The 20939-nt window shown below is 44.5% G+C and carries 19 protein-coding genes; 9 read left to right on the top strand and 10 right to left on the bottom strand.

Translation table 11 applies throughout. From position 1 onward, the window contains the following. The first annotated feature begins 29 nt into the window (after positions 1–29). From OCU74_RS18275 to OCU74_RS18265, 3 genes are all read left to right on the top strand, one after another. The gene (locus tag OCU74_RS18275; RefSeq protein WP_087480932.1) at positions 30–548 is read left to right on the top strand and encodes an NUDIX hydrolase; all 519 of its coding nucleotides are present in this window, start codon (positions 30–32) and stop codon (positions 546–548) included. A 52-nt stretch (positions 549–600) separates the two neighbouring features. Continuing rightward, positions 601–957 (top strand): c-type cytochrome, encoded by a 357-nt coding sequence (locus OCU74_RS18270; RefSeq protein ID WP_143693188.1) that lies wholly within the window; start codon positions 601–603, stop codon positions 955–957. Positions 958–1075: 118 nt separating this feature from the next. Beyond that, positions 1076–1843 (top strand): TetR/AcrR family transcriptional regulator, encoded by a 768-nt coding sequence (locus OCU74_RS18265; protein WP_087480933.1) that lies wholly within the window; start codon positions 1076–1078, stop codon positions 1841–1843. 17 nt (positions 1844–1860) lie between these two features. Here OCU74_RS18265 and galE read toward each other — a convergent pair whose 3' ends face one another. From galE to OCU74_RS18245, 4 genes are all read right to left on the bottom strand, one after another. Next, positions 1861–2877 carry a UDP-glucose 4-epimerase GalE gene (galE, locus tag OCU74_RS18260; RefSeq protein WP_087480934.1) on the bottom strand — a complete coding sequence of 339 codons (1017 nt, stop codon included), beginning with the start codon at positions 2875–2877 and terminating at the stop codon, positions 1861–1863. Between the two features lie 133 nt (positions 2878–3010). Next, positions 3011–4474, bottom strand: coding sequence for an FAD-dependent oxidoreductase (locus tag OCU74_RS18255; protein ID WP_087480935.1), 1464 nt, complete (start codon positions 4472–4474; stop codon positions 3011–3013). A 284-nt stretch (positions 4475–4758) separates the two neighbouring features. Further along, positions 4759–7212 carry an ABC transporter permease gene (locus OCU74_RS18250; protein WP_087480936.1) on the bottom strand — a complete coding sequence of 818 codons (2454 nt, stop codon included), beginning with the start codon at positions 7210–7212 and terminating at the stop codon, positions 4759–4761. After that, positions 7209–7892 (bottom strand): ABC transporter ATP-binding protein, encoded by a 684-nt coding sequence (locus OCU74_RS18245; RefSeq protein ID WP_087480937.1) that lies wholly within the window; start codon positions 7890–7892, stop codon positions 7209–7211. Before OCU74_RS18245 ends, OCU74_RS18250 begins: the two co-directional genes overlap by 4 nt. Between OCU74_RS18245 and tesA the strand changes: the two genes are divergently transcribed. The 3 genes from tesA to OCU74_RS18230 all read left to right on the top strand — a co-directional run bounded on the left by tesA (position 7891) and on the right by OCU74_RS18230 (position 11873). Further along, positions 7891–8502 (top strand): multifunctional acyl-CoA thioesterase I/protease I/lysophospholipase L1, encoded by a 612-nt coding sequence (gene tesA / locus OCU74_RS18240; protein ID WP_087480938.1) that lies wholly within the window; start codon positions 7891–7893, stop codon positions 8500–8502. The two genes, OCU74_RS18245 and tesA, sit on opposite strands and share 2 nt — an antisense overlap. A 144-nt stretch (positions 8503–8646) precedes the next feature. Continuing rightward, positions 8647–9855 carry an enoyl-ACP reductase FabV gene (gene fabV / locus OCU74_RS18235; RefSeq protein ID WP_087480939.1) on the top strand — a complete coding sequence of 403 codons (1209 nt, stop codon included), beginning with the start codon at positions 8647–8649 and terminating at the stop codon, positions 9853–9855. Between the two features lie 122 nt (positions 9856–9977). Next, positions 9978–11873: a sensor domain-containing phosphodiesterase gene (locus tag OCU74_RS18230; protein ID WP_087480940.1), complete on the top strand. Its 1896-nt coding sequence runs from the start codon at positions 9978–9980 to the stop codon at positions 11871–11873. 155 nt (positions 11874–12028) lie between these two features. Here OCU74_RS18230 and OCU74_RS18225 read toward each other — a convergent pair whose 3' ends face one another. From OCU74_RS18225 to OCU74_RS18215, 3 genes are all read right to left on the bottom strand, one after another. Continuing rightward, positions 12029–12661 (bottom strand): DNA-J related domain-containing protein, encoded by a 633-nt coding sequence (locus OCU74_RS18225; protein WP_087480941.1) that lies wholly within the window; start codon positions 12659–12661, stop codon positions 12029–12031. Positions 12662–12866: 205 nt separating this feature from the next. Then, positions 12867–13205: a divalent-cation tolerance protein CutA gene (gene cutA, locus OCU74_RS18220; RefSeq protein ID WP_087480942.1), complete on the bottom strand. Its 339-nt coding sequence runs from the start codon at positions 13203–13205 to the stop codon at positions 12867–12869. A 54-nt stretch (positions 13206–13259) separates the two neighbouring features. After that, complete coding sequence (locus tag OCU74_RS18215; RefSeq protein ID WP_087480943.1) at positions 13260–13838, bottom strand: hypothetical protein; 579 nt, start codon at positions 13836–13838, stop codon at positions 13260–13262. 477 nt (positions 13839–14315) lie between these two features. Between OCU74_RS18215 and OCU74_RS18210 the strand changes: the two genes are divergently transcribed. Beyond that, positions 14316–15032, top strand: a complete 717-nt coding sequence (locus tag OCU74_RS18210) for a hypothetical protein (RefSeq protein ID WP_087480944.1) — start codon at positions 14316–14318, stop codon at positions 15030–15032. A 157-nt stretch (positions 15033–15189) separates the two neighbouring features. On the opposite strand, the gene OCU74_RS18205 is transcribed toward OCU74_RS18210, so the two are convergent. Together OCU74_RS18205 and OCU74_RS18200 are read right to left on the bottom strand one after the other, a co-directional pair. Continuing rightward, a complete protein-coding gene (locus OCU74_RS18205) occupies positions 15190–16395 on the bottom strand; it encodes an acetate/propionate family kinase (protein ID WP_087480945.1) in 1206 nt (401 codons plus the stop codon). A 314-nt stretch (positions 16396–16709) separates the two neighbouring features. Then, complete coding sequence (locus tag OCU74_RS18200) at positions 16710–17216, bottom strand: hypothetical protein (protein WP_087480946.1); 507 nt, start codon at positions 17214–17216, stop codon at positions 16710–16712. 235 nt (positions 17217–17451) lie between these two features. Between OCU74_RS18200 and OCU74_RS18195 the strand changes: the two genes are divergently transcribed. After that, positions 17452–17925, top strand: a complete 474-nt coding sequence (locus OCU74_RS18195) for a CreA family protein (protein ID WP_087481185.1) — start codon at positions 17452–17454, stop codon at positions 17923–17925. Between the two features lie 204 nt (positions 17926–18129). Beyond that, positions 18130–19863 (top strand): sensor domain-containing protein, encoded by a 1734-nt coding sequence (locus tag OCU74_RS18190; protein WP_087480947.1) that lies wholly within the window; start codon positions 18130–18132, stop codon positions 19861–19863. A 4-nt stretch (positions 19864–19867) separates the two neighbouring features. On the opposite strand, the gene OCU74_RS18185 is transcribed toward OCU74_RS18190, so the two are convergent. Then, positions 19868–20893, bottom strand: a complete 1026-nt coding sequence (locus OCU74_RS18185; protein ID WP_087480948.1) for a S1 family peptidase — start codon at positions 20891–20893, stop codon at positions 19868–19870. Positions 20894–20939 lie beyond the last annotated feature (46 nt).

Below are 20939 nucleotides of genomic sequence, written 5' to 3'. Positions count from 1 at the left end.
GCCAACAACCGGATAAGTTAAAGGATCGTATGAGCAAAACGATACATCAATGGAAACAGATTTCTCTTGTTGAAGAAGAAGTCATGCTCCCGACAAACCGTCCAATTACCCACACAACGATTATCCATCCGGGAGCTGCAGTTATACTGCCCATCAATCAACAGGGAGAAATTGTCGTACTACGCCAGTTCCGTCCGTCGATTCGGAAATGGTTGCTTGAGTTGCCAGCCGGAACGCTTGAGCATCCGGAGACGCCTCTGGAATGTGCTCAACGAGAGCTTGGAGAAGAAGCTGGCTACCTTGCAAAGCAGTGGATTGAGCTTGGTCAGGTCACTCCACTCGCTGGCTTCTGCGATGAAATCCAACACCTGTTTGTTGCCAAAGATCTCTCTGTCACACAAGATTTTCAGTGTGATGACGATGAGGTAATTGAAGTATTCAGTCTGCCGATTCAGGCTCTGGAGCAAAAGATTATTGATGGTGAAATTACGGATACAAAAACAATTGCCTGTCTGAGTAAAGCCAAGCTTTGCGGATACCTTGATTAGTCGTATCATCGACGATGAACACATGTTACGAATTCTGAACGGCATTGAAAGTATGAAACATACAATTCCATTTCTTTTACATCCGGTACAAAATCTGTTTTTCATTAGTCTGTTTGTAGTGTACCTTTTCTTTACCAACTCAGCCTTTGCCATTGAAACCGGAGATGCACCAGCCGGTAAGCAGAAGTCATATAGTTGCCAGTTTTGCCATGCCCCTCAAAAAGGACGTCATATACAAAACTATCCCAACCTTGCCGGACAAGATCCGCAGTATCTGTTTCAAGCCATGAAAGCATACCAGAATCACTCCCGGACAGGACCGACAGCAGATCTGATGGCAGCACAGCTACAACGGATGAATGATAAAGATCTTCGGGATATTGCCGCATTTTATACTCAGTTGCCTTAAATCATTCGATGACAGAGAGAGTTCTTCCTGAAGATACAAATTCGGATATCATAAAAAAGTGAAAGCAAAACTTGGCTACACTTTGAAGATTCCCAATACCAGAAAATAGCAATATCAAATGACGACAAAAAGACAAGGGCGCAGAAGCGCTCAGGATGCAGAACAGACTCGTCAGCATATTTTACGGGTAGCAACCGCCCTGTTCTGTGAATTTGGTTATGCACGGGTTTCCCTTCGAACCATTAGTGAAAAAGCGGGGATCTCACATAGTCTTATCCGCCATCATTTTGGAAGTAAAGAACAGATCTGGTACGGCATCAGCGATAATGTTCATCAATACATTGATAAATATTGTCAGACCATACTGGCGCACTTGTCTAAAGATATGCCCGTAAATGAAATGCTCTATCAGTTTACCGTTCGTGTCCTGGCATTCACACTACTCCACAAGCAACCGATTCAGTTAATGGCTGATGTTGTGCGTCAGGAAGGTGGCCGATTTGATTATTTTATTGATAAGTCAGGCAAAGTTGAAAAACTCATCCTTCATCTCACCGAAGATTACAATCAGCGCTTTCCTGAAAATGCTATCAAGATTTGGGAGATTAAATGGCAGATGATTATGTTTGCTCACAGTGCTGCATCCCTACGCCCTTTTCTTAATGAAACCTGGTCACAGGAATGTACTACAGAAGATGAGTGCCTGTTGAAACACTGGCAGATGTGCAATGAGATGATGGCAGCAAAATTTCAGATCCCTGAGTCATCACGTTTACAGCCACAACGACTCGAAGATTTAGTGCTCCGGCTGGGTGGACAGGAAATTATTACTGGCATTAATCAGAATTCAGGCCAGTCATCTGCTCTCGAAAAGACAGATAACTGACCAGAAGATCACTCGAACTACATATCCGGATATCCGTCAGGATTTTGAGACTGCCAGCGCCAGCTATCCTGAACCATATCGTCTAATGAACGTGTTGCACGCCATCCCAATTCCTGAGCTGCTTTCGAAGGTTCAGCCCAACAAGCTGCAATGTCTCCCGGACGACGCTCAACTAACTGATAAGGAATTGTTTTACCACATGCTTTTTCAAATGCATGCACCATATCCAGCACGCTATAACCGACCCCGGTACCAAGGTTATACACATGTAATCCACTTTTCGTACCCACTTTTTGCAGTGCTGCAATATGCCCATCAGCTAAATCCATGACATGGATATAATCCCGGACACCTGTGCCATCTTTTGTCGGATAATCATGACCAAACACAGAGAGGCACTCTCGTCTGCCAACTGCAACCTGCGAAACAAATGGCATCAGATTATTGGGAATTCCCTGAGGATCCTCTCCAATTTCACCTGAAGGATGAGAACCAACCGGATTAAAATAACGGAGCAGGGTAATGCTCCAGTCCGGATTGGCATGCTGAAAATCACTCAGACACTCTTCAACTATCAGTTTACTTCTGCCGTATGGATTGGTCGCCTGCGTTGGAAAAGTTTCTAAAATAGGAACGGATGCTGGATCGCCATAAACGGTTGCAGATGAACTGAAGATCAGTGTTTTGACATTAGCAATTCGCATCGCATCAACCAGCATCAACGTACCACTCACATTATTCTCATAATACTCAAGTGGCTTTTGTACAGATTCACCGACCGCTTTTAAACCGGCAAAATGGATGACTGCATCGATTTGATGTTCATTCATAATTTCAATTAAAAGATTCCGGTCCCGGATATCACCCCGAATGAACTGCGGTCGATTCCCGGAAATCTTTTCAATACGTTCTAAAACTGCAGGTTTACTATTGTAAAAGTTGTCAAGAATAACAGGAGTCATTCCTGCTTCAATCATCTGAACACAGGTATGACTACCGATATAGCCCATACCTCCGGTGATCAATACGTTCATTACCTAGCCTCTCTCATATGACATAAACATTAATTCATTTTACTGAATCAAAGTAAGCGTAAAGTCATTCTAGCTTGAAATTCCTGCGACATCTGTCCGATTCATAAGAATTATTCTATTGATTCGGAATAAACTAAAATGAAAGAGATGGTATCTGACAACCAACAACTTTTGCAAGCTCAATGGGATACCCCCGGGCCTGTGCCAAATCAATTGCAACTTGCTCTATCATCGAGCCACTCAAAGAGAGGCTAACCGGGTGTTGCTGTTCAATCGACTTCAAAGAAGAATCCTGAGCAAGCCGCCAGTATGCTACCAATTTTCTCGCAGCTTCTAGTGCAGAAGAACCTTTTACAATTTCAATACGTGCATAATGACTGCCGCTGAATGATACGTCAGCAGCCCGCAGAGTTTCGTCCTGCCCCGGAATTTGCTGGGCACCAAACAATGGTTTACCAGCTGGCAGAGCATGACTGTAATCAGGTATAAAACGGCCGACATGATCAATCGCCCTGCGGGTTCGTTCCTCAACCGCAGCCTCAGACCAGCCCTTAGTCAGTTTTTTCTGTAAAGAATCCGGTAGCAGCGGTTGTGACGAATGAGCAGAACTGCCTGTCAGCCCATTCTGAAACAGAGTGATATCTTTGGTCATCCCGTGTAACTGAAAAACACCATCAGCATAAGGAGTCAGTTGAGCCATGCCCTGTGGTGTACCTCGCGGGCCATGAAAAATAACTTCCGGCCAGAGGCTGTTTTCATCAGACCACCGGGCAATATAGGCGGCTTTAAACTCAACCATTCTCCTGCAAGGATTGTGGGTGAGATCATCCAGCTTACCGGTTTCATATCCACAGGCATTCACCAGATAATCAGCAACCAGAGTATGTGACTGCGCACGTTCATCATGGTATGTCAGATGCCACTGCCCATCATGTTGTTTGGCATCAACCAGTGTGCTGTTTGTCAAAAGTTGACAGTGAGGCAATTGCTTAAGAGTTAACATGGCTGTTGCAGCAAGTCTGAACACACTCCAGCCATATTCCTGAACAGCAATGACAGGATATTGAATCCGCTCAAAATCCACATGTTTTGCAAAAGGAATCAACCACTCATCAGTATCACTCGGGAATTCCGGTTGTGTGTGCTGACGTAACCGTTCCAGATCATCCCGTTGGTAGAGCCGGTAGTACTCATCCGGAGCTCCTAACACTTCGTTCCGGGCATCTTCCAGAACCAGTTGCCGATAAGCCTGTTGGATGATTTGCAAACGAGGAAGCAAAACCTCCGGGTGACCTAATTCATCGATGGGGGTTGCAATCACTGTTGGTCTTTTGTTTACGGTATGTTGATACAGACGGATTGTCTCAATTGACTGACGCAACAATTCCAGACACTGCTGCTGCGAGATTTCCCGGTATAAATTTCCTCCGGCATGGAGGTGACATATTGGCGGGCCATTAACCAGACTTGGGCCTCGCTCCATCAAAACAACGTTTAACCCCAGTTCTCCTAAGTGAACTGCAGCCGTCGCCCCTGCAACACCACCGCCAATAATTGCAATCCGCGGCTTTTGACAATCCGATGAATTATTCTGCATTGCTACTCAATCTTTTCTGAACTGTCCACATTCTATATGCATAAAAACGTAATTTAAATCACATTTTTGATAGGGTTTTCCTTGCATCATCAGTCCGCCTGTAAGAATAAAATTTTCAAAAAAAATACTTGACGGAAACTCTATATATCGCAGATATCGTCACTTAAACAAGTCAAAACTATCTATAACATATTGAATGTACAGGTCTGATGACTCCGTCTGTTGATAATTCCGGTTTACTTATCCCAAACTTTATCCACTGATTTTGTGGATAACTGCTCCGACTACTGGATATTCAACTCATTTATTAATTGTTGTCGGGAATGTGTCAATCGACGAACCAGTCGCCCAACAACCAGCATCACCATCATCAATGCAAATAGCGGTTGAATTACCCATAGTACAGGATGTGGCCGGGGGGCGAGTTCAAAAGCATAATGGATAATCGCCGCAACCAAAGCATCGGCTCCCAGTCCTGAAATTCCTCCGGCAACAATAGCAATCAGGCCAAATTCAGCCAGAACCGTCAACGTCAGCCGACGTCGGCTCATTCCCAGCGTCCGGTATAGTTTCATTTCCTCCTGCCGCTGTGTCAGACTCAGTCTGAGTAAGGTATAAATCAGCAGCAGGCCAGCGATCACCCCCATCAACGCCAGAATAGAAACAGCCCCGATAATCTGAGACAGCAGTGCCTGAATTTTTCGGGTCATCTGACGTAAATCAAGCAGACTCACCGTCGGATAAGCATGTGCCAATTCCGCCAGTTGATACGATGCATCAGCCCCCAGGCGGAAACTTACCATCCAGGTTGCCGGAAGCCGGGACATGCGATCCGGTGTTAGTATAAAGTAGAAATTAGGCTTCATTTCCCGCCACTCGATCTGGCGGATTGAGTTCACCCGGGCTGTCACAGATTGACTATTGACAACAAAGGTTAATTCATCGCCGATCTTAAGCCCCAGCTCACGGGCAACACTTTCCGCAACAGAAACACCATTGACAGGCTGCCATTGCCCCGCAAGGACCTGATTATATACTGGCAGATGTTCTGCCCAGGTAAAATTCACTTCCCGGCGCAACACATTACTTGCTTCTCTGCCACCGGCATATGTAATTGCATCGGAGCCATTAATCATTGAAAGACGCCCACGAATAATCGGGAAAATGGGCGAGTGCACTATATGAAGCTGCTCCAGCTTCTGTATATAATCATCTTTATCACTGGTTGCAATGTTCAGTGCAAATACATCCGGAGCATCCTCCGGAAACACACTGGACCAGTCGGCCAGTAAGTCGTTTCTGACCAGCCATAAAACCGCAAAAAGCATCAGAGATAAGGCCAGAGCACTAAGCTGCATCCCTGTCATCCAGGGTGTGCGGGTCACTCGCTTCAAAGCAAGTCTGAAAGCAGGACTTAACGGCAATATCCGTAACCAGCGAAACAAAAGTAGCCCAATCCCTGCCAGAATAGCCGAGAGAATCATAATACCGCCTAAGACCAGCCAGACCATCAACTGGTCTCCCCAGAACACAGCTGCACCCGCAAGGGGGAAAAACCATAATCCCCACAGATAAAAGCGTTTCTGTTTTAGCTGCGTATAATTCTGGAGGCTGGAAGCAGCCTCGGTATAAACCAGCCGATAAAGTGGAATTCCCAGTCCGGGAAGCGCAACCAGCAGGCAACTCAGCAACGCAACACCAAACGGCATTATACCAAGCTCAGGCAAAGGGGATGGCAAGAGTCCGGCTAAAGGTAATCGTAATAACCGTTCCAGAACATATCCCAAAGGTAGGCCAAACAGCAGCGCAATAACAAGCAACATCGCAACCTGAATCATCAGCCAGTGCCGGACCCAGCGCTTTGATGCGCCAAGACTTTTCAGCATTGCGACCGTCTGCCGGCGTGAAGAAACATAATGTTGACATGTCAGCAACAAAGTCATCGTCGCCATCAGCACAACAATAATGACAACTAAGGAAAGATATTGCTCTGACTTATCGAAAATATCCTGTGTTCTGGAGCGCTGTCTGATATCCCGCCATTCATCACTTGGTGTCAGCTTAACCTGCTGTTTTAGCCGTTGGATAGACGCATCATGTGCGTTGAGAAACAGTTGGTATTCAACCCGGCTTCCAACCTGTAAAGCACCGGTTTCTGCAATTTGGGCCTGATGTATCAATACCGTCGGCATTTGCCGGAATGGATTGAAACTGAATCCCGGTTCTTCTTCTATTCTCCCGGAAACAATTTGCTCCATATCACCGATACTTACCTGATCCCCGATATGAATATCCAGGTCAGAAAACAATTGCGGAGCCAGCCAGACTTCCCCCGGAGCAACATGAGACCGGACTGAATGACCATCGGATAATCGTAGTTTCCCTCTTAGAGGGAATGCCTCATCGACTGCTTTAACAAAAACCAGTTTCATCCCGGTTTCGCTGAAAAGCATGCTGGAAAAACGTGTCATCAACGATGTCTCAGCACCAAGCTTCCGGGCTTTCATTATCAATGCCTCAGGAACAGTATTAGCACTGACAAACACGGCATCTGCCATTAAAGCATCTTTACCCTGCTTAACAATCACCTGCTCCATACGCTGAGCAATAGCAGTTAATGCAAATACACTGGCAATAATCAGTATGAAAGCCATCACAACCAACCATAACTGCCCCTGCCGGATCTCTTTCCAGCACCACCGCACCAGTGAACGGTTCACAGAATACGATGCATTCATGCCCCGAGTTCCTCAATTTGCCCTTCACTCATCTGAAACCTGCGATGACACCGCTGTGCCAGATGAGGGTCATGAGTCACCAAAACCAGTGTTGTCCCGGATTCCTCATTCAGCCGGAACAACAATTCAATCACAGTTGCGGCAGTTTTCTGATCCAGATTCCCGGTCGGCTCGTCGGCAAACAGAATTTTAGGCTGCATCATGAAGGCTCTTGCTATCGCAACCCGCTGCTGTTCACCTCCGGAAAGCTGGGCCGGAGTATGGTGCAGTCGATCCGCCAGCCCCACAGATTTCAACAAGAGCTCCGCCCGTACACGATCTTCTTTCTCTCCCCGCAACAGACAGGGTAAGGTCACATTTTCCAGCGCTGACAGACTGGGAATCAATAAGAAACTCTGAAAAACAAAACCGACCGACTCACTACGGATAGCCGCCCGTTGTTCATCATCCAGCGTATTTAGTGACCGTCCGAAAAGCTCTACATCACCAGACGATGCAATATCCAACCCGGACAACAATGCCATCAGCGTCGATTTCCCTGCTCCGGAGGTTCCGACAATTGCCACACTCTCTGCCGGATAAATATCAAAATGGACCTCTTTAACAATTGTCAAATCCTGCTGATTCGTAGACACTGTTTTACTCAGAGATTTTGCAGAAATAACAGGTGTATTCGTCATGCGATGGCTATCCTTTCTACTGGTACTGACTTTCTCATTACAGGCCCAAAGTGCCCGGTTATTAATTCTGGGTGATAGCCTGAGTGCCGGCTATCAGATGTCCGCCAATCAGGCGTGGCCGAGTTTACTTCCTCAGGCTCTGCAAAAATACAATCACCCGATGACGGTCATCAATGCCAGCATCTCAGGCGATACTACAGGTAACGGGCTGGCGCGATTACCCAAACTTTTACAGCAACACACTCCGGACTATGTACTCATCGAACTCGGAGCCAATGATGGCCTACGTGGTTTCTCGCCACAAATCCCTGAACGCAATCTGGCCCGAATCATCGATCTGATTGCTCAGTCCGGTGCCCGGCCGATTTTGATGCAAATCCGGATTCCCCCCAACTATGGACAACGATATAGCAAGGCTTTCTCCACTATATATTCAAAACTTTCGGAGCAAAAACAGATTCCTTTGATTCCCTTCTTTCTGGAGCAGGTAATTCTCCGCCCTGAATGGATGAAATCTGACGGATTACATCCAAATGAGCATGCACAATCATGGATCGCGGCATGGATAGCTCAGCAATTAACACCCTTGCTTGAACCGACACCATCATAACTCACTTGAGCAGAAATGATTTCTACTTCGGTTTTTACTGCCCTAGCTCAATAAACATTCGGCAATTTTACGCTAACGTAGCCAAAAGTGTTGTTCTCAAGAATCAGCACGTCCTGAGATTTCATCCATGATAAGGTAACCGACATGCACATAACCCCAGAAATTAATGGTGTTGTTGCACATAGCGCACATCCTTACGGTTGCGAGCAATCGATTTTACAGCAGATTCAATATGCTAAAGCAGCCCGACCGATTCAACATGGCCCCAAACGCGTCCTGATCCTGGGAGCATCTTCCGGACTGGGTCTTGCCGCCCGGATAGCTCTCACATTTGGCGGAGCCGGCGCTGATACGATCGGTGTTTCTCTGGATACACTACCTCGTAAAAATAAATCGGGTGGTGCCGGATTTTATAATAACTATTACTTCAAGCAGTATGCCCAGCGAGAAGGCCGGACAGCGATTAATATTCAGGGCGATGTTTTTTCCCGCCAAACCAAAGAATCAGTAATCGAAGCAATCGAAACTTACTTCGAAGGTGAAGTCGACCTGATCGTTTATAGTGTTGCGTCCGGGAAGCGAAGAAAAACAGAAAACGGTGACACATTCTGGTATTCAGCCATCAAACCGATTGGACAGTCGATACACAGCGCCTTGATCGATTTGGGAAATGACCAATGGCAGGATGTCTTACTTGAACCCGCTTCAGAAGAAGAGATCGAATCAACACTGAAAGTGATGGGAGGAGAAGACTGGGAAGCATGGATCGATGCTCTGATTAATTCAGAATCGATTGCCGAAGGCTGCCAGTCAGTCGCATTTTCCTATATTGGTTCGGAACTTACTCACCCCATGTATCTGGATGGTACACTTGGCCGGGCAAAAGTCGATTTACACCAGACCAGTCATTCTCTGAACCTGAAGCTGGCGAATTACAGCGGCGGCGCTTATGCCGCAGTCTGCCAGGCTCTGCTAACCCGGGCCAGTATATTTATTCCCGGTCTGAGCCCTTATCTGATTGCTCTGAATCAGGTCATGCAATCTCAGGAAATCCACGAAGATTGTAACCGGCAGATGCAACGGCTCTTTACCGAAAAATTATATGGTCCGGAAATTGTCCCTGTTGATGGAGAAAGGCTGATCCGCTTGGATGAACAAGAGTTATCTCCGGAAGTGCAGAAAAAAACACAGCAATTGCTGGCAGAAATGAACGCGGATAATTTTTCCCGATTCGATGCTTATCAGACATTCAAAGAGACATTCATGCAACTGAATGGATTTCACTGGACGGGTATTGATGACAATGCTCCTGTCGATCTCCTTCCCTTTATCAAATACGCAGCCAAAGAATAGCTGCAAAATTGTGGTCATTGTTGATATTTTTATAGCTTTGGGTGTGCCCAAAGCTTTTTTTTGCTAGATTATAAGAGTGTGCTGACTTTTATTAAACAGCCTGAGCTCAGGAATATCACAACATGCCAAACAATCACACGAACCACCTGATCATTCCGGAACAAATTCTGGACAGCTGGCAAAACATTGTGAATCTCGCAGCCGGTATTCTCGCTTCACCGAGCGTATTACTTCTACGTTGCCGGGAAGGTATGAATGAGATGATATGCCATCATCCCAAATCTCCGGAAACACTGAATCCTGACGACCTGTGCGCATGCAAACTACATGAGATAGTTCTGGGTTCCGGTCAGCCCCTTTGGGTTTCTGACACAGAGGAAGAACCAACACTCTCGGCTTATCTGCCAGATACTGTCAAATCTTATGCCGGCCTGCCGCTTTATTTCCCGAATGAAATACCATTCGGCATGCTGGTACTCGCCGACACCCAAATACATCATTTTCACGAGTTGGAATTCCAGTTACTGGAGAACCTCCAGTCGGCAATAGAATCTCATTTGAAAATATTAACCCAGCAATCAGAGATCAACCGGCTAAACCATTATATTGAAAATACGCTGTCCCATAATACCGTTGATTATGTCAATCTGACCCAAACACTGCATCAGGAGATTGACCGCCGAAAAATCGTCGAACGCCAGTTGCAATACCACAAACTTCATGACCCGGGAACCGGTTTTCTAAACCGTTTCGCACTTGAATCAGAACTCAAAACCCGTTTGGCAGTCTGTGCTGCCAGTGGGGAGAAATTTGCTGTGATCCACATCGGTTTTAGCAATGCCCGCCACCTGCAAACCCGCTTTGGTTATCAGGAATGGGAAAATGTCCTGAGACGGTATCATGATCAGCTTGAACCTCTGGAAGATGAAAGCATTGATATTCTGACTGCACGTCCCAACTCCACCGATCTGGCGCTGGTTGTTCAGTCCAAAAACCTGAAACACGACGTCGATATGTTGTGTGAAAAACTGGTGTTAATGAGTAAAGCCGTCTTTAGTATTCATCATCAGTCAATCCACTTACATTCCTATATTGGAATAGCCATTTCCGGCGAAAAGACCACTGTCACCGAGCTGCTTGAGCAGGCTTCTGCTGCTATGCTGTCATGCAAAGACTCCGGACATTTGTATTACTATCATTCCGAAGCTCTTGCTCAGTCTCAGCTACGCCTCCATCAACTGGAAAACTATCTGCTGCACGCTGTGAGAAACGGCGATCTGATGCTCTATTTTCAACCCAAAGTCTGCCCAACGACCCGACTCTGGACAGGCGCCGAAGCATTACTTCGCTGGCGTCATCCGGTGTTAGGAGAAATATCCAGTGAAACACTGATTCATCTGGCTGAAAAAAACGGACTTATTTTTGAAGTCGGAAATTTTGTCCTGAAAACAGCCATCGAAAGAGCCAGCCAATGGACCCGATATATGGCCGATTTCAAAATGGCGGTGAACATTTCAGCCAAGCAACTACGAGACATCCGCTTCGTTGATCAAATCAAACAATTCTTACAGGACTATCAGCTTCCGGCCCATCATCTGGAAATAGAAGTGACGGAAAGTGGCCTGATCACCGATGAAAAAGTGGCCGGAAATATTCTTCAGATCCTCCACGAACTCGGGATTACTTTGTCACTGGATGACTTTGGAACCGGATATGCCTCGTTCAGCTATCTGAAAAAATTTCCTTTCGATTGTATCAAAATTGATAAAAGCTTTGTGCATTCACTTGAAGAAAGTGAAGATGACAAAGAGATTGTCCGTTCCATTATTCAGGTTGCCAAAAAGCTGAAATTACAAGTCATTATTGAAGGTGTGGAGACTGAAGCACAGGAGCAGTTCATCATTGCCGAAGGATGTAACTACGGACAGGGTTTTCTGTACGGACGTCCGATGCCCGCTGATGTTTTTGAAACCAACCTGCACCGCCAGTCACACCCGGAGTTACGTCAGGTTAATTAAGCCGGATGAAGTCACAGAAAACATTTTCTGAGAACCAGCTCACTGACTCTGTCCACAAACCCAGTCGAAGAATAAAGCAATCAGGCCAGCTCCCGCGTTTGGAAGCTGGCCTGATTACTATATGAAATATGAATTAAAAAATCTGCCTTGTGTTTTTATTCCACCGCGGTTTGACGCAGAATATGCCATGCTTCACACAAGGTCCGGAATTGCTCGGTATCACCATTATCCCGGTCCGGATGCCATCGCAGGGCCAGCTTACGCCAGGTTTTACGGATTTCTGTGTTACTGGCATCGACTGGCAGTTCAAATAACCGTAATGCTCTGGCACGATCCATATCCGTAACATTATCATCCTGCCCCATATATTTCCGGTAACGGGTCCAGAACTCATTCAGCAGCCGCTTCACCTCACCTTCGGTCGCTTCATAGTTACTCCAATCGGTATAATACAATCGTAGCGGATCTGCCTGATCAATGAAGTAAGCCACCTGACTATGAACCCAGCGTAACTCGATATCCATTGCTTCAACCTGAAGCCAGCGTTCGGGGTAAAGCATTTCCTGCAACTGATAAAGTGCATTCATAATCAGGAAATTTCTTTTAAAAATATCCTTACCTGGTAACGGATCCAGTTCAGGTACATAACCTAATTCACTCAGCCGGGCCGAGAGAGTATGAACTTTCCATCCCGAACATTCCTGCTTCAGAACTTCTAAAATAGGCCAAATCAGCGGGTTTTCCATTTGTGCATGGAATACCGTTCGTAAACCCTGACTTCCTGACATCACTGCACTCCTTGAGACAATTCTCACTGGCTTATATCTAAGGATAGTCAATACAGACTATCCTGTTATCTCATATTTTCCTATACCAATATAAACACCTGGTCTTCTTTCTGTGACTTTATTGCCATTGCTGCAAAATAATCACAAATATTACCAACACGATTTACTGCACAACACTACTACCGCAGCTTTCCGGGAACATCTCTCATCCCCGTTCTTCAGGGTGCAGTGTTACCGTTTCGATCCAATGTAAGTAAGCCTGAAATCCATCAGTCACCGGAACCTGAATAATCTGTGGAATTTCATAGCAATGGACTTCCCGGATCGCCAGTTCAACAGCCTGATAATGACGGCTCTGGGTTTTCATCAGCAGGAGTATCTCCTGATCGGAGCAAATTTTTCCTTCCCAGCGATAATGACTACTGACTGGCAATGTCTGAATGCACGCCACCAACTGTGCAGACAATAAGCGTGAGATGATCGCATCACAATTTTCCTGACTATTGGTCGTAGTCAGGACCATACAAAATGGTGTTTCAGTCATTGACTCATCCTCTGAGCTGCCAACCTGACCTGATTATAGCGTAAAAGCCGACGATCACTGCCATTGCATAACTCCGGTGAAAGTCTGGCAATCGGTCAACGATGACTCAGCATCAGGTAAGAATATCTGCTGCGCACCAGATGTCGGATAAGTCAGGTACTCTGAACATCTGGCACTTTGTCCATTTCCGACCACAATTTTCGTCTCTGGTTTTAAAGTGCAACGCACCATGACATCCAGCGGAGACCATTGATAACAGATCTCATAATCTGCCCGGTATTTTGCTATTGGTCCGGCCGGCTTCTGCCATGCCCACCATTTCCCAAACTTACTGCCTGGATTAGTACTATTCCAGGCCCGGAAAAGTGTCACATGTGTTCCTGATTTGCTCTGATAAACCGCTCCCTGACACAATTTCCCCTGCTCCGGAGCACCTAACGTCTCTGCCAAAAGTTTCGGGTCACTGACAGCCTGAAAGTTATCTGCAATCTTATCCGGGAGGCGGGCCGAGCCGGAACATTGATACATGTCGTTCACCATATCACCTGCCAATTCCGGACTGGCTGGCGAATGCGTTGTCTCAGCACACCCATAAAGCATCACAGCAAACAGGGAGAAAAGAATTACTTTCATCACTCAACCTTCTATCATTAGGGTAAAAAGCGGCTAGAATGCCGACATATATCAACATCATAGCAATACAGGTGCATATAACAAGTTTTCAATCAGTTCCCGGTTCAGGGTAATTATCCGTATTAACACCATCTCCATACAGTAATTCGGGAACCAAACTGTTTGCACAGACTGCAAGCTCTGAAAACAGATTGAGCACTTCTTCACCAATCCTGTATAAATTCAAAGAAATTCATATTCACTCTACCCATGATTTTCAACTTTATACTATGCTGTTTATATAGTTATCAATGTAACACAGACACGGAAAACAAGCTGATGCGCTTTTTCCGTATTTTTAACTTTTTATATTTGAAAAGCGATATTTTACCTGAACGTTCAATTGGTTAAGTTTTATAAAGTGTGATATTAAGTTCATATAGAACATGATTAAATACACTAGCTCATCAGTATTATGACTTGCAGGATTACAGAGATATGCTTACAGCTGAAGGTATTATAGGAAAACTAGTTTCATTTATCGTTTACAAGTCTGTTGACAAAATTGACGGACTCCCTGCAGACGAACGAAAGAAGGCATGTCGTGCTTTAACAAAACTCTATTATTGCATTCAGGCGCTCGACGAAGTCACCACCTATTTCGAGAATATACTGAAGGAGTTTGAAAACACCGGTGATCCGGAATCAATTATCTATGCGATCAACAACAACTCATACCATGCTGAACTGGCTACCAATATGTTTGTTGATATCAGTTATGAACTGAAAGACGGACTGGAGCTTATCGATCCTGTCTTAGCGAAGTCTTGCCAAATGCTATACTACACAAAATTTAACTTACTAAAGTACCTGTCAGATTTCGTTCAGCTCAAAGAAGAAAGCGGTAAGCCGTATATTCAGGTCAAAAAACCTATTGCATTTGTTGATTCATCCGATCTTGAGTCACTCTATGAAAGTGTAAGACAAGCGATGATTGAACAGAGTGACGATCCCAACTTAATTTATTCCCCTTCTCTTTTAGCAAAATACACCCATAATATTGATTCTATTCGTGTTGATTTCGATGATGCTCAGGCAATTACTCATCTCCTGCAAATGGTGAATAGCTATAACAAAAACCTTAAAGAATCAAAAGAACACCTCAGAGTGTTTCTGCGGGATGGTTTTTCCATTGAAGAGATACTTTTCCGCTAAGGCAGGCAAATAAGCGGAAATGTAAGACCGAAAGGCGATAAGGTGAGTGGACAAACTAACGGGTTCGACTTTGTTATCCGAAGTCGAACCCGTTTCAGTCACCTGCTCTTTGGAAAAACAAGTGACTCACACAAAAACTGGCAGATAATATTTGTAATTATTGCGCTCGATTCAAAACCTCAAGTGACTGGCGTACAATAACCAGCTCTTCATTGGTCGGAATAACCATTGCAACAGCATTTAACATTTCAGAACGGGCAATAACACCAGATTGTCCGAAGCGGGCCGCTTCATTGGCAGCTTGATCTTCAACAAAGCCAAATACCTGCAGGTAATTCAGAATTTCGTGGCGAATTGGCAGTGAATTTTCCCCAATTCCACCCGTAAAAATAATACCGTCAACACGTTGAAGTGGAATCATGTAAGAAGCAATATATTTTGCAACCCGATAAGTAAAGACTTCGAATGCCAGTTTAGCACCTTCATGTCCCTGCTCCATGGCTTCCAGCACGCCACGAGCGTCAGAAGTCAGCCCGGATACACCAAGAAAACCTGACTTTTTGTACAAAGTTTCAAAAACCTGTTCTTTCGTCCAGCCCTTTTTCAACAGAAACTCAATGATACCCGGATCAATATCCCCGGAACGCGTTCCCATCATCAATCCGGCCTGAGGTGTGAATCCCATTGAAGTATCAACGCTCTGACCATCACGAATCGCACAAACCGATGCACCATTCCCCAGGTGAACAGAAATCACATTAGTTTCATTCACATCTTTGCCCAGCATTTTGGCCGCTTCACGGCTGACATAAAAGTGGCTGGTTCCATGAAAACCATATCTCCGAATGGCATATTTGTCGTAGAGCTCACCGGGGATTGCACCACTATAGGCTTTCTTCGGCATTGTTTGGTGGAAGGCTGTATCAAACACAGCAAATTGAGGAAGAGTCGGAAAAGCTTTTACTGCTGCGCGGATTCCTTTGACATGGGCGGGATTGTGTAAAGGAGCAAGTTCCGCAAGTTGTTCAATTTCAGCAATGACCTGATCATTGATTTGCACCGTTGAAGTGAATTTTTCTCCACCGTGAACAACCCGGTGCCCGATAGCGATAATCTGTTCATTTAACCCAAGTGAATCAATGAGTTCGACAATCCGGTCCACTGCATGTTGATGATGATTATCAGGATAATCGATCGTCTCCTCAGTTTTTTCACCCTGATACTTCCAGCTGATAACAGCTTCAGGTAACCCGAAACACTCTCCTAATCCACTGACAATGGCTTCACCGCTTTGAGAATCAATCACAGCAAATTTAAGGGATGAACTACCTGAATTAACGACCAACACATACGAGCTCGACATAAGGCTTTATCCTGTATTCAAATGAATATTGAAGCAAATGCTTCTCCTAACAATGCAATAGACCCATTATTCAATATTTTTTGAATGATTCAACTTTATTTTAGTTTTGGGTTATTCTTAATTTATTTTTTCATGATCAAGAACAATGAATCGTTTATTTTTGAGTTAAAAATATATCTATTAATATGAACAGTGGTCTGAGTTTTAATCGGATTCGCAATATTCATATACATATCTATGCATTAAAAATGATTTATTACTTCTCTGAATTTATCCAGGCATTGAGACTTACTGGTATCAGGTATTTACTAGTGTCAGATATTCACTGATGTCAGCTCTGCCCAACAGCCAATACCCAATTCATCAATCCGAGACTGTTTTAAGATGTGATACGCAAAATCCAGAGCAGAGCGATAGATTGAATTCGATTCCAGAACAAACAGATCGGAAACCAAAACCGCTTGTTCTGTACGGGTCAGAATACCAGCAGCCACCGGCTCTCCGTTTTCAAAGCCAAGATATAGTTCGCAAGGCGGTGAATAGATAATCTGGGTAAAAAATTCAATGATGGCTTCTTTAGCATCTGAATCGGCGTATTGCCGGGCCTGAAGCTGAGCAAACATCACCGTTAAACGGTGAAAGTCGACCCGAAAGACATCCTGCGGCCTTACCCCGGAAAATTCACATTCTTCGATTTCCTGATAAGTGCATTCTTTCACTGAGTCTAGATATAGTTTCCGTCCGACAAGGCTCTGAGGTGTCGGAAATTCAACCTCAACCTGTTCCGATAACCATTGGTTCTTAATTTGTGCAATATTCATAAATTACGGCTAAATCCTATCAATCCGTATCCCGGGAAAACGTCATCTTACTTGAATACTGGGGAAATGGGCAGCATTCCGGCTCATCTGAATAAGCAGCCGTATCATCTGTGAAATCAAATGACTCAGTGCATAAAAATTCATCGTAATCCTTTCATACTCTTCACTTTATTTGGGAATCCGGAATTATCTTGATATGATGGGAAACTCAATTCACAGCTGGAAATCAAAAACGATGATCCGGAATGTACTTATCGCATCAATTCTTTCTCTGGGACTCACAGCCTGTGATAACAGTGAAGTCGGTGACGTCAGTTTAGGTGTTTTTACCACTAAAGATATCAAAATTAATGTGCTCGTCGATCCCATTGTGACCGGAGTGACTTGTCATATTGCCAGTATTGAAGCCGATCTCAGCTTATCGGATCCGTCTGACTCATCAATTGCCTGTCGGCAAACCGGGGAAATCACACCGGAAATGATCGCAAAAATAGACAATTCCGACTCAGGGGATGTCATCTTTAAAAAATCCAAAAGTATTTTCTTTAAGACCATGAAAATGCGCAGAATATTTGATCCAACAACCCAAACGTTAATCTATGTCTCTTACTCGACAAAAGAGACATCCGGTAGTTTCAAGCATAGTATATCCACGGTACCACTGTGGGGAACCAAAGCATATCAGGTACCTTCAGAGCCAGCTCGTTAATTCAACCGGTAGCACTAGGCAATAATTTTGCAATACGATTCAATCAGAGTAAAAAAATTGGAATGAACCTCAAGATTTTCACTCATTCTGGTAGGATAGGCTGACCATTTGTATTTTCATTTCAATTAGTTGTGCGGATACTATGACGTTCTGGAGTTTCGCATAGATGAAAATACAAACTGGCTGCAAGGAGCTTTCAATTTCATGCAGAAAGACTTGGGAGAAGCGGTTTCAGAAATTCAGCCGCCCGATGACGAATATAAGACACGCCTCGTCCATATTTTTGATGTGTTCAATGAGGGCATCTTTCATATGGATGCTGAAGGGAACCTGACATTCTATAATCCCAACTTTTATACCCAGTTTGGTATTCAGACTCCTACTGTTCATGTTTCTACATGGTATGCACTCGTTCATCCCCTCGATCAGGAGTTACTCACCAGTCGGGTCGCAACTCATATTGATACCCCCGAACAGCGCATGACAACTCAATACCGAGTGAAAAAAGTCGACGGTGAATATCTGTGGGTTGAAGGAAGTGCGGTCTGCCTGCGGGAAGATGGTAAAACATATATGGTGGGAAGCCACCGGGATATATCAGACAAAAAAATGATGGAAACTTATCTCAAGGAAGCCGCTTTCTACGATGATAGTTCCTCCTTATTCAATCTGAGAAAACTACTACTGGACCTGGACCTGCTGACACAGTCACCGGAAAGCCATTTCTCTGTTATCTATATTCAAATCAATGAGCTGCAATCATATCTTGTGGAATACGGTTCTGATCTATTACAGAATGTCATTACATGTGTGAAATCGGCAGCCAAAGTCTTTTCTCCTGAGAATGCAGTCCTTTACCGGGTCAGTCTGGACACCTATGTCGTACTGCTCAAAGGCTCTGTTTCACATTCTCTGCTTAAAATGCTGTGTACTCAATTTGTCCTCCGCTACCGGACATACATGACAAAACAGAGTACTCTGTTTGCCAATACAATGAGTATTGGTATCTATCCCGACTGCAGCCACCAGTTTGAAAGTGAAGAAATTCTGAGTATCGCTTTTCGAACGTGTGCATTTGCCAGTGAAAAGAGCCAATCACAAATTGAAGTCTATGAAGGAAACACCCAGAAGAAAGTTGACCGCTATTTCTATATCGAAAGCGGCCTGAAAGATGCGTTAAAAACCAAAAGCCTCTCGGTGAAATTCCAGCCAATTATTGATACTACAACCGGAAAAGTCTCCAGTTTTGAAGCTCTGGTCAGATGGCATTCCAGAAATTATGGGGATATTTATCCCGATGAATTTATCCCGGTTGCTGAAAACAAAGGCCTCATTGTCGAACTAGGTTATCAGGTGTTTGAAAAAGCCTGCCAGTTCCTCAGCCATTATAACTGTAAAAACCGGGCATCCGTCCGGATTAATGTCAATGTATCCGTATTACAGTTACTGAACAGTAATTTCCCTGATGAGATGCTGAGAATCACCTTAGAATCCGGGCTCAAGCCTGCTTCGATTATTCTTGAGTTAACGGAAACGGTCATTCTTGATGAGCATAAATATGCACTTCAGCAAATCAACCGACTCGACGAACTGGGTTTTTTACTTTCTCTGGATGATTTCGGCGCTGGCTTCAGCTCTATCAATAGCTTTTTTGACCTGCCTTTCGATCAGATCAAAATTGATAGACTTTTCTCAATGAAAACGATGCAGAACAACAACTCGCATCAGTTTTTAAAGTTCTTAATCGAACTATGCAGGAAAGAACAGATCAGTGTTGTAATTGAAGGGATTGAAAACAGCGAGATGTTACGGCGATTCCAGTCAATGGGAGCATCTCACCTACAAGGCTATTGGTTTTCAAAACCATTATCGATTGCCAATGCGATGTACTACAACCCATCACATATGATGGGCGCAGACAACCATGTAACCGTATAATCACTCAGATCCGGGGCATAACCAAACGACGCTTAAGCCGATATCCTAAAACCCCCGAGAACAGTAAGAGCAAACCACCGCCCATGGAACCACCGCCACCACCGCTTGGTACACTGGAACTATCAGTAGGTGAAGATAAAATATTCGTCTCGTAATACGCCTGACGTTTCGCATCAGTAGCGATATAATTCGGAGAAACACTACCATTCAGAACATTAGTGATCCACGTATTATAATCCGTAAGCTCAGTGAAAACACCGGTAATCGAACCGGCACCACAGGTTGTCGGCCCAAAACTGGTAATGCCGACCTGATACAAAGTTCCGCCGTTATCCCAGTAGATCGGACCACCCGAATCTCCCGAGCAGACACCATTATTCATTGTCGCTGCAGAACCTCCGGAAAAACAGATCTGACTATTATGTAAACCACCATATACCGAGGCACAGGTTGACTGATCAACATAACTCATCGATGTTTGTAGCAGCTTATAGGTAGTTGTATTAACTGCCGTATTCCCATGCCCAATCGCAATAAAGCTATTACTATTGCTATGATAAGATTCACTGCCTAGTCGATTGACTGTCCCGCCGGTATTCAGTGTACTTTCCAGTTTGATGATCGCAATATCGTTTTGCCATAAGTCACTTTCCGAATCACTGAATGAATTGTCATAGTAAAACTCTGCAGGCCTAACTGGCGTAATCTTATAAATCCAGTCGGTTTCATTATCGATTTGCCCAACCGTCATAAACAGCATGTATTCTTCATTAATACTGCCACCACTAAAAATACAGTGGGCTGCGGTCAAGACATACTGGCTGTTAAGCATAGTTCCACCACAAAAACTATGCGTGCCATAGATACGATCATACTCGGTGCGGTCATAAAACAGGCTGACAAAATCCGGGTAAGTCGTTACAGACGTTTCCGTACCATTAACAATATAAGCAGAAACACCACCAGAGAAAGCCGGTGAAGAAAGACAAGATAAAGAAAGCAGAACTACAAATATCCACTTAGAAAACATCAGAAAATTTCATTATTAGCAAAAAGATAATCTATCATAACCACCC

This window comes from Vibrio mangrovi, from assembly GCF_024346955.1.
In the GTDB taxonomy this organism is placed as follows: Bacteria; Pseudomonadota; Gammaproteobacteria; order Enterobacterales; family Vibrionaceae; genus Vibrio; species Vibrio mangrovi.
The sequence above is the reverse complement of the archived record's forward strand: the minus strand, read 5'-3'. Positions and strand labels throughout refer to the sequence as shown.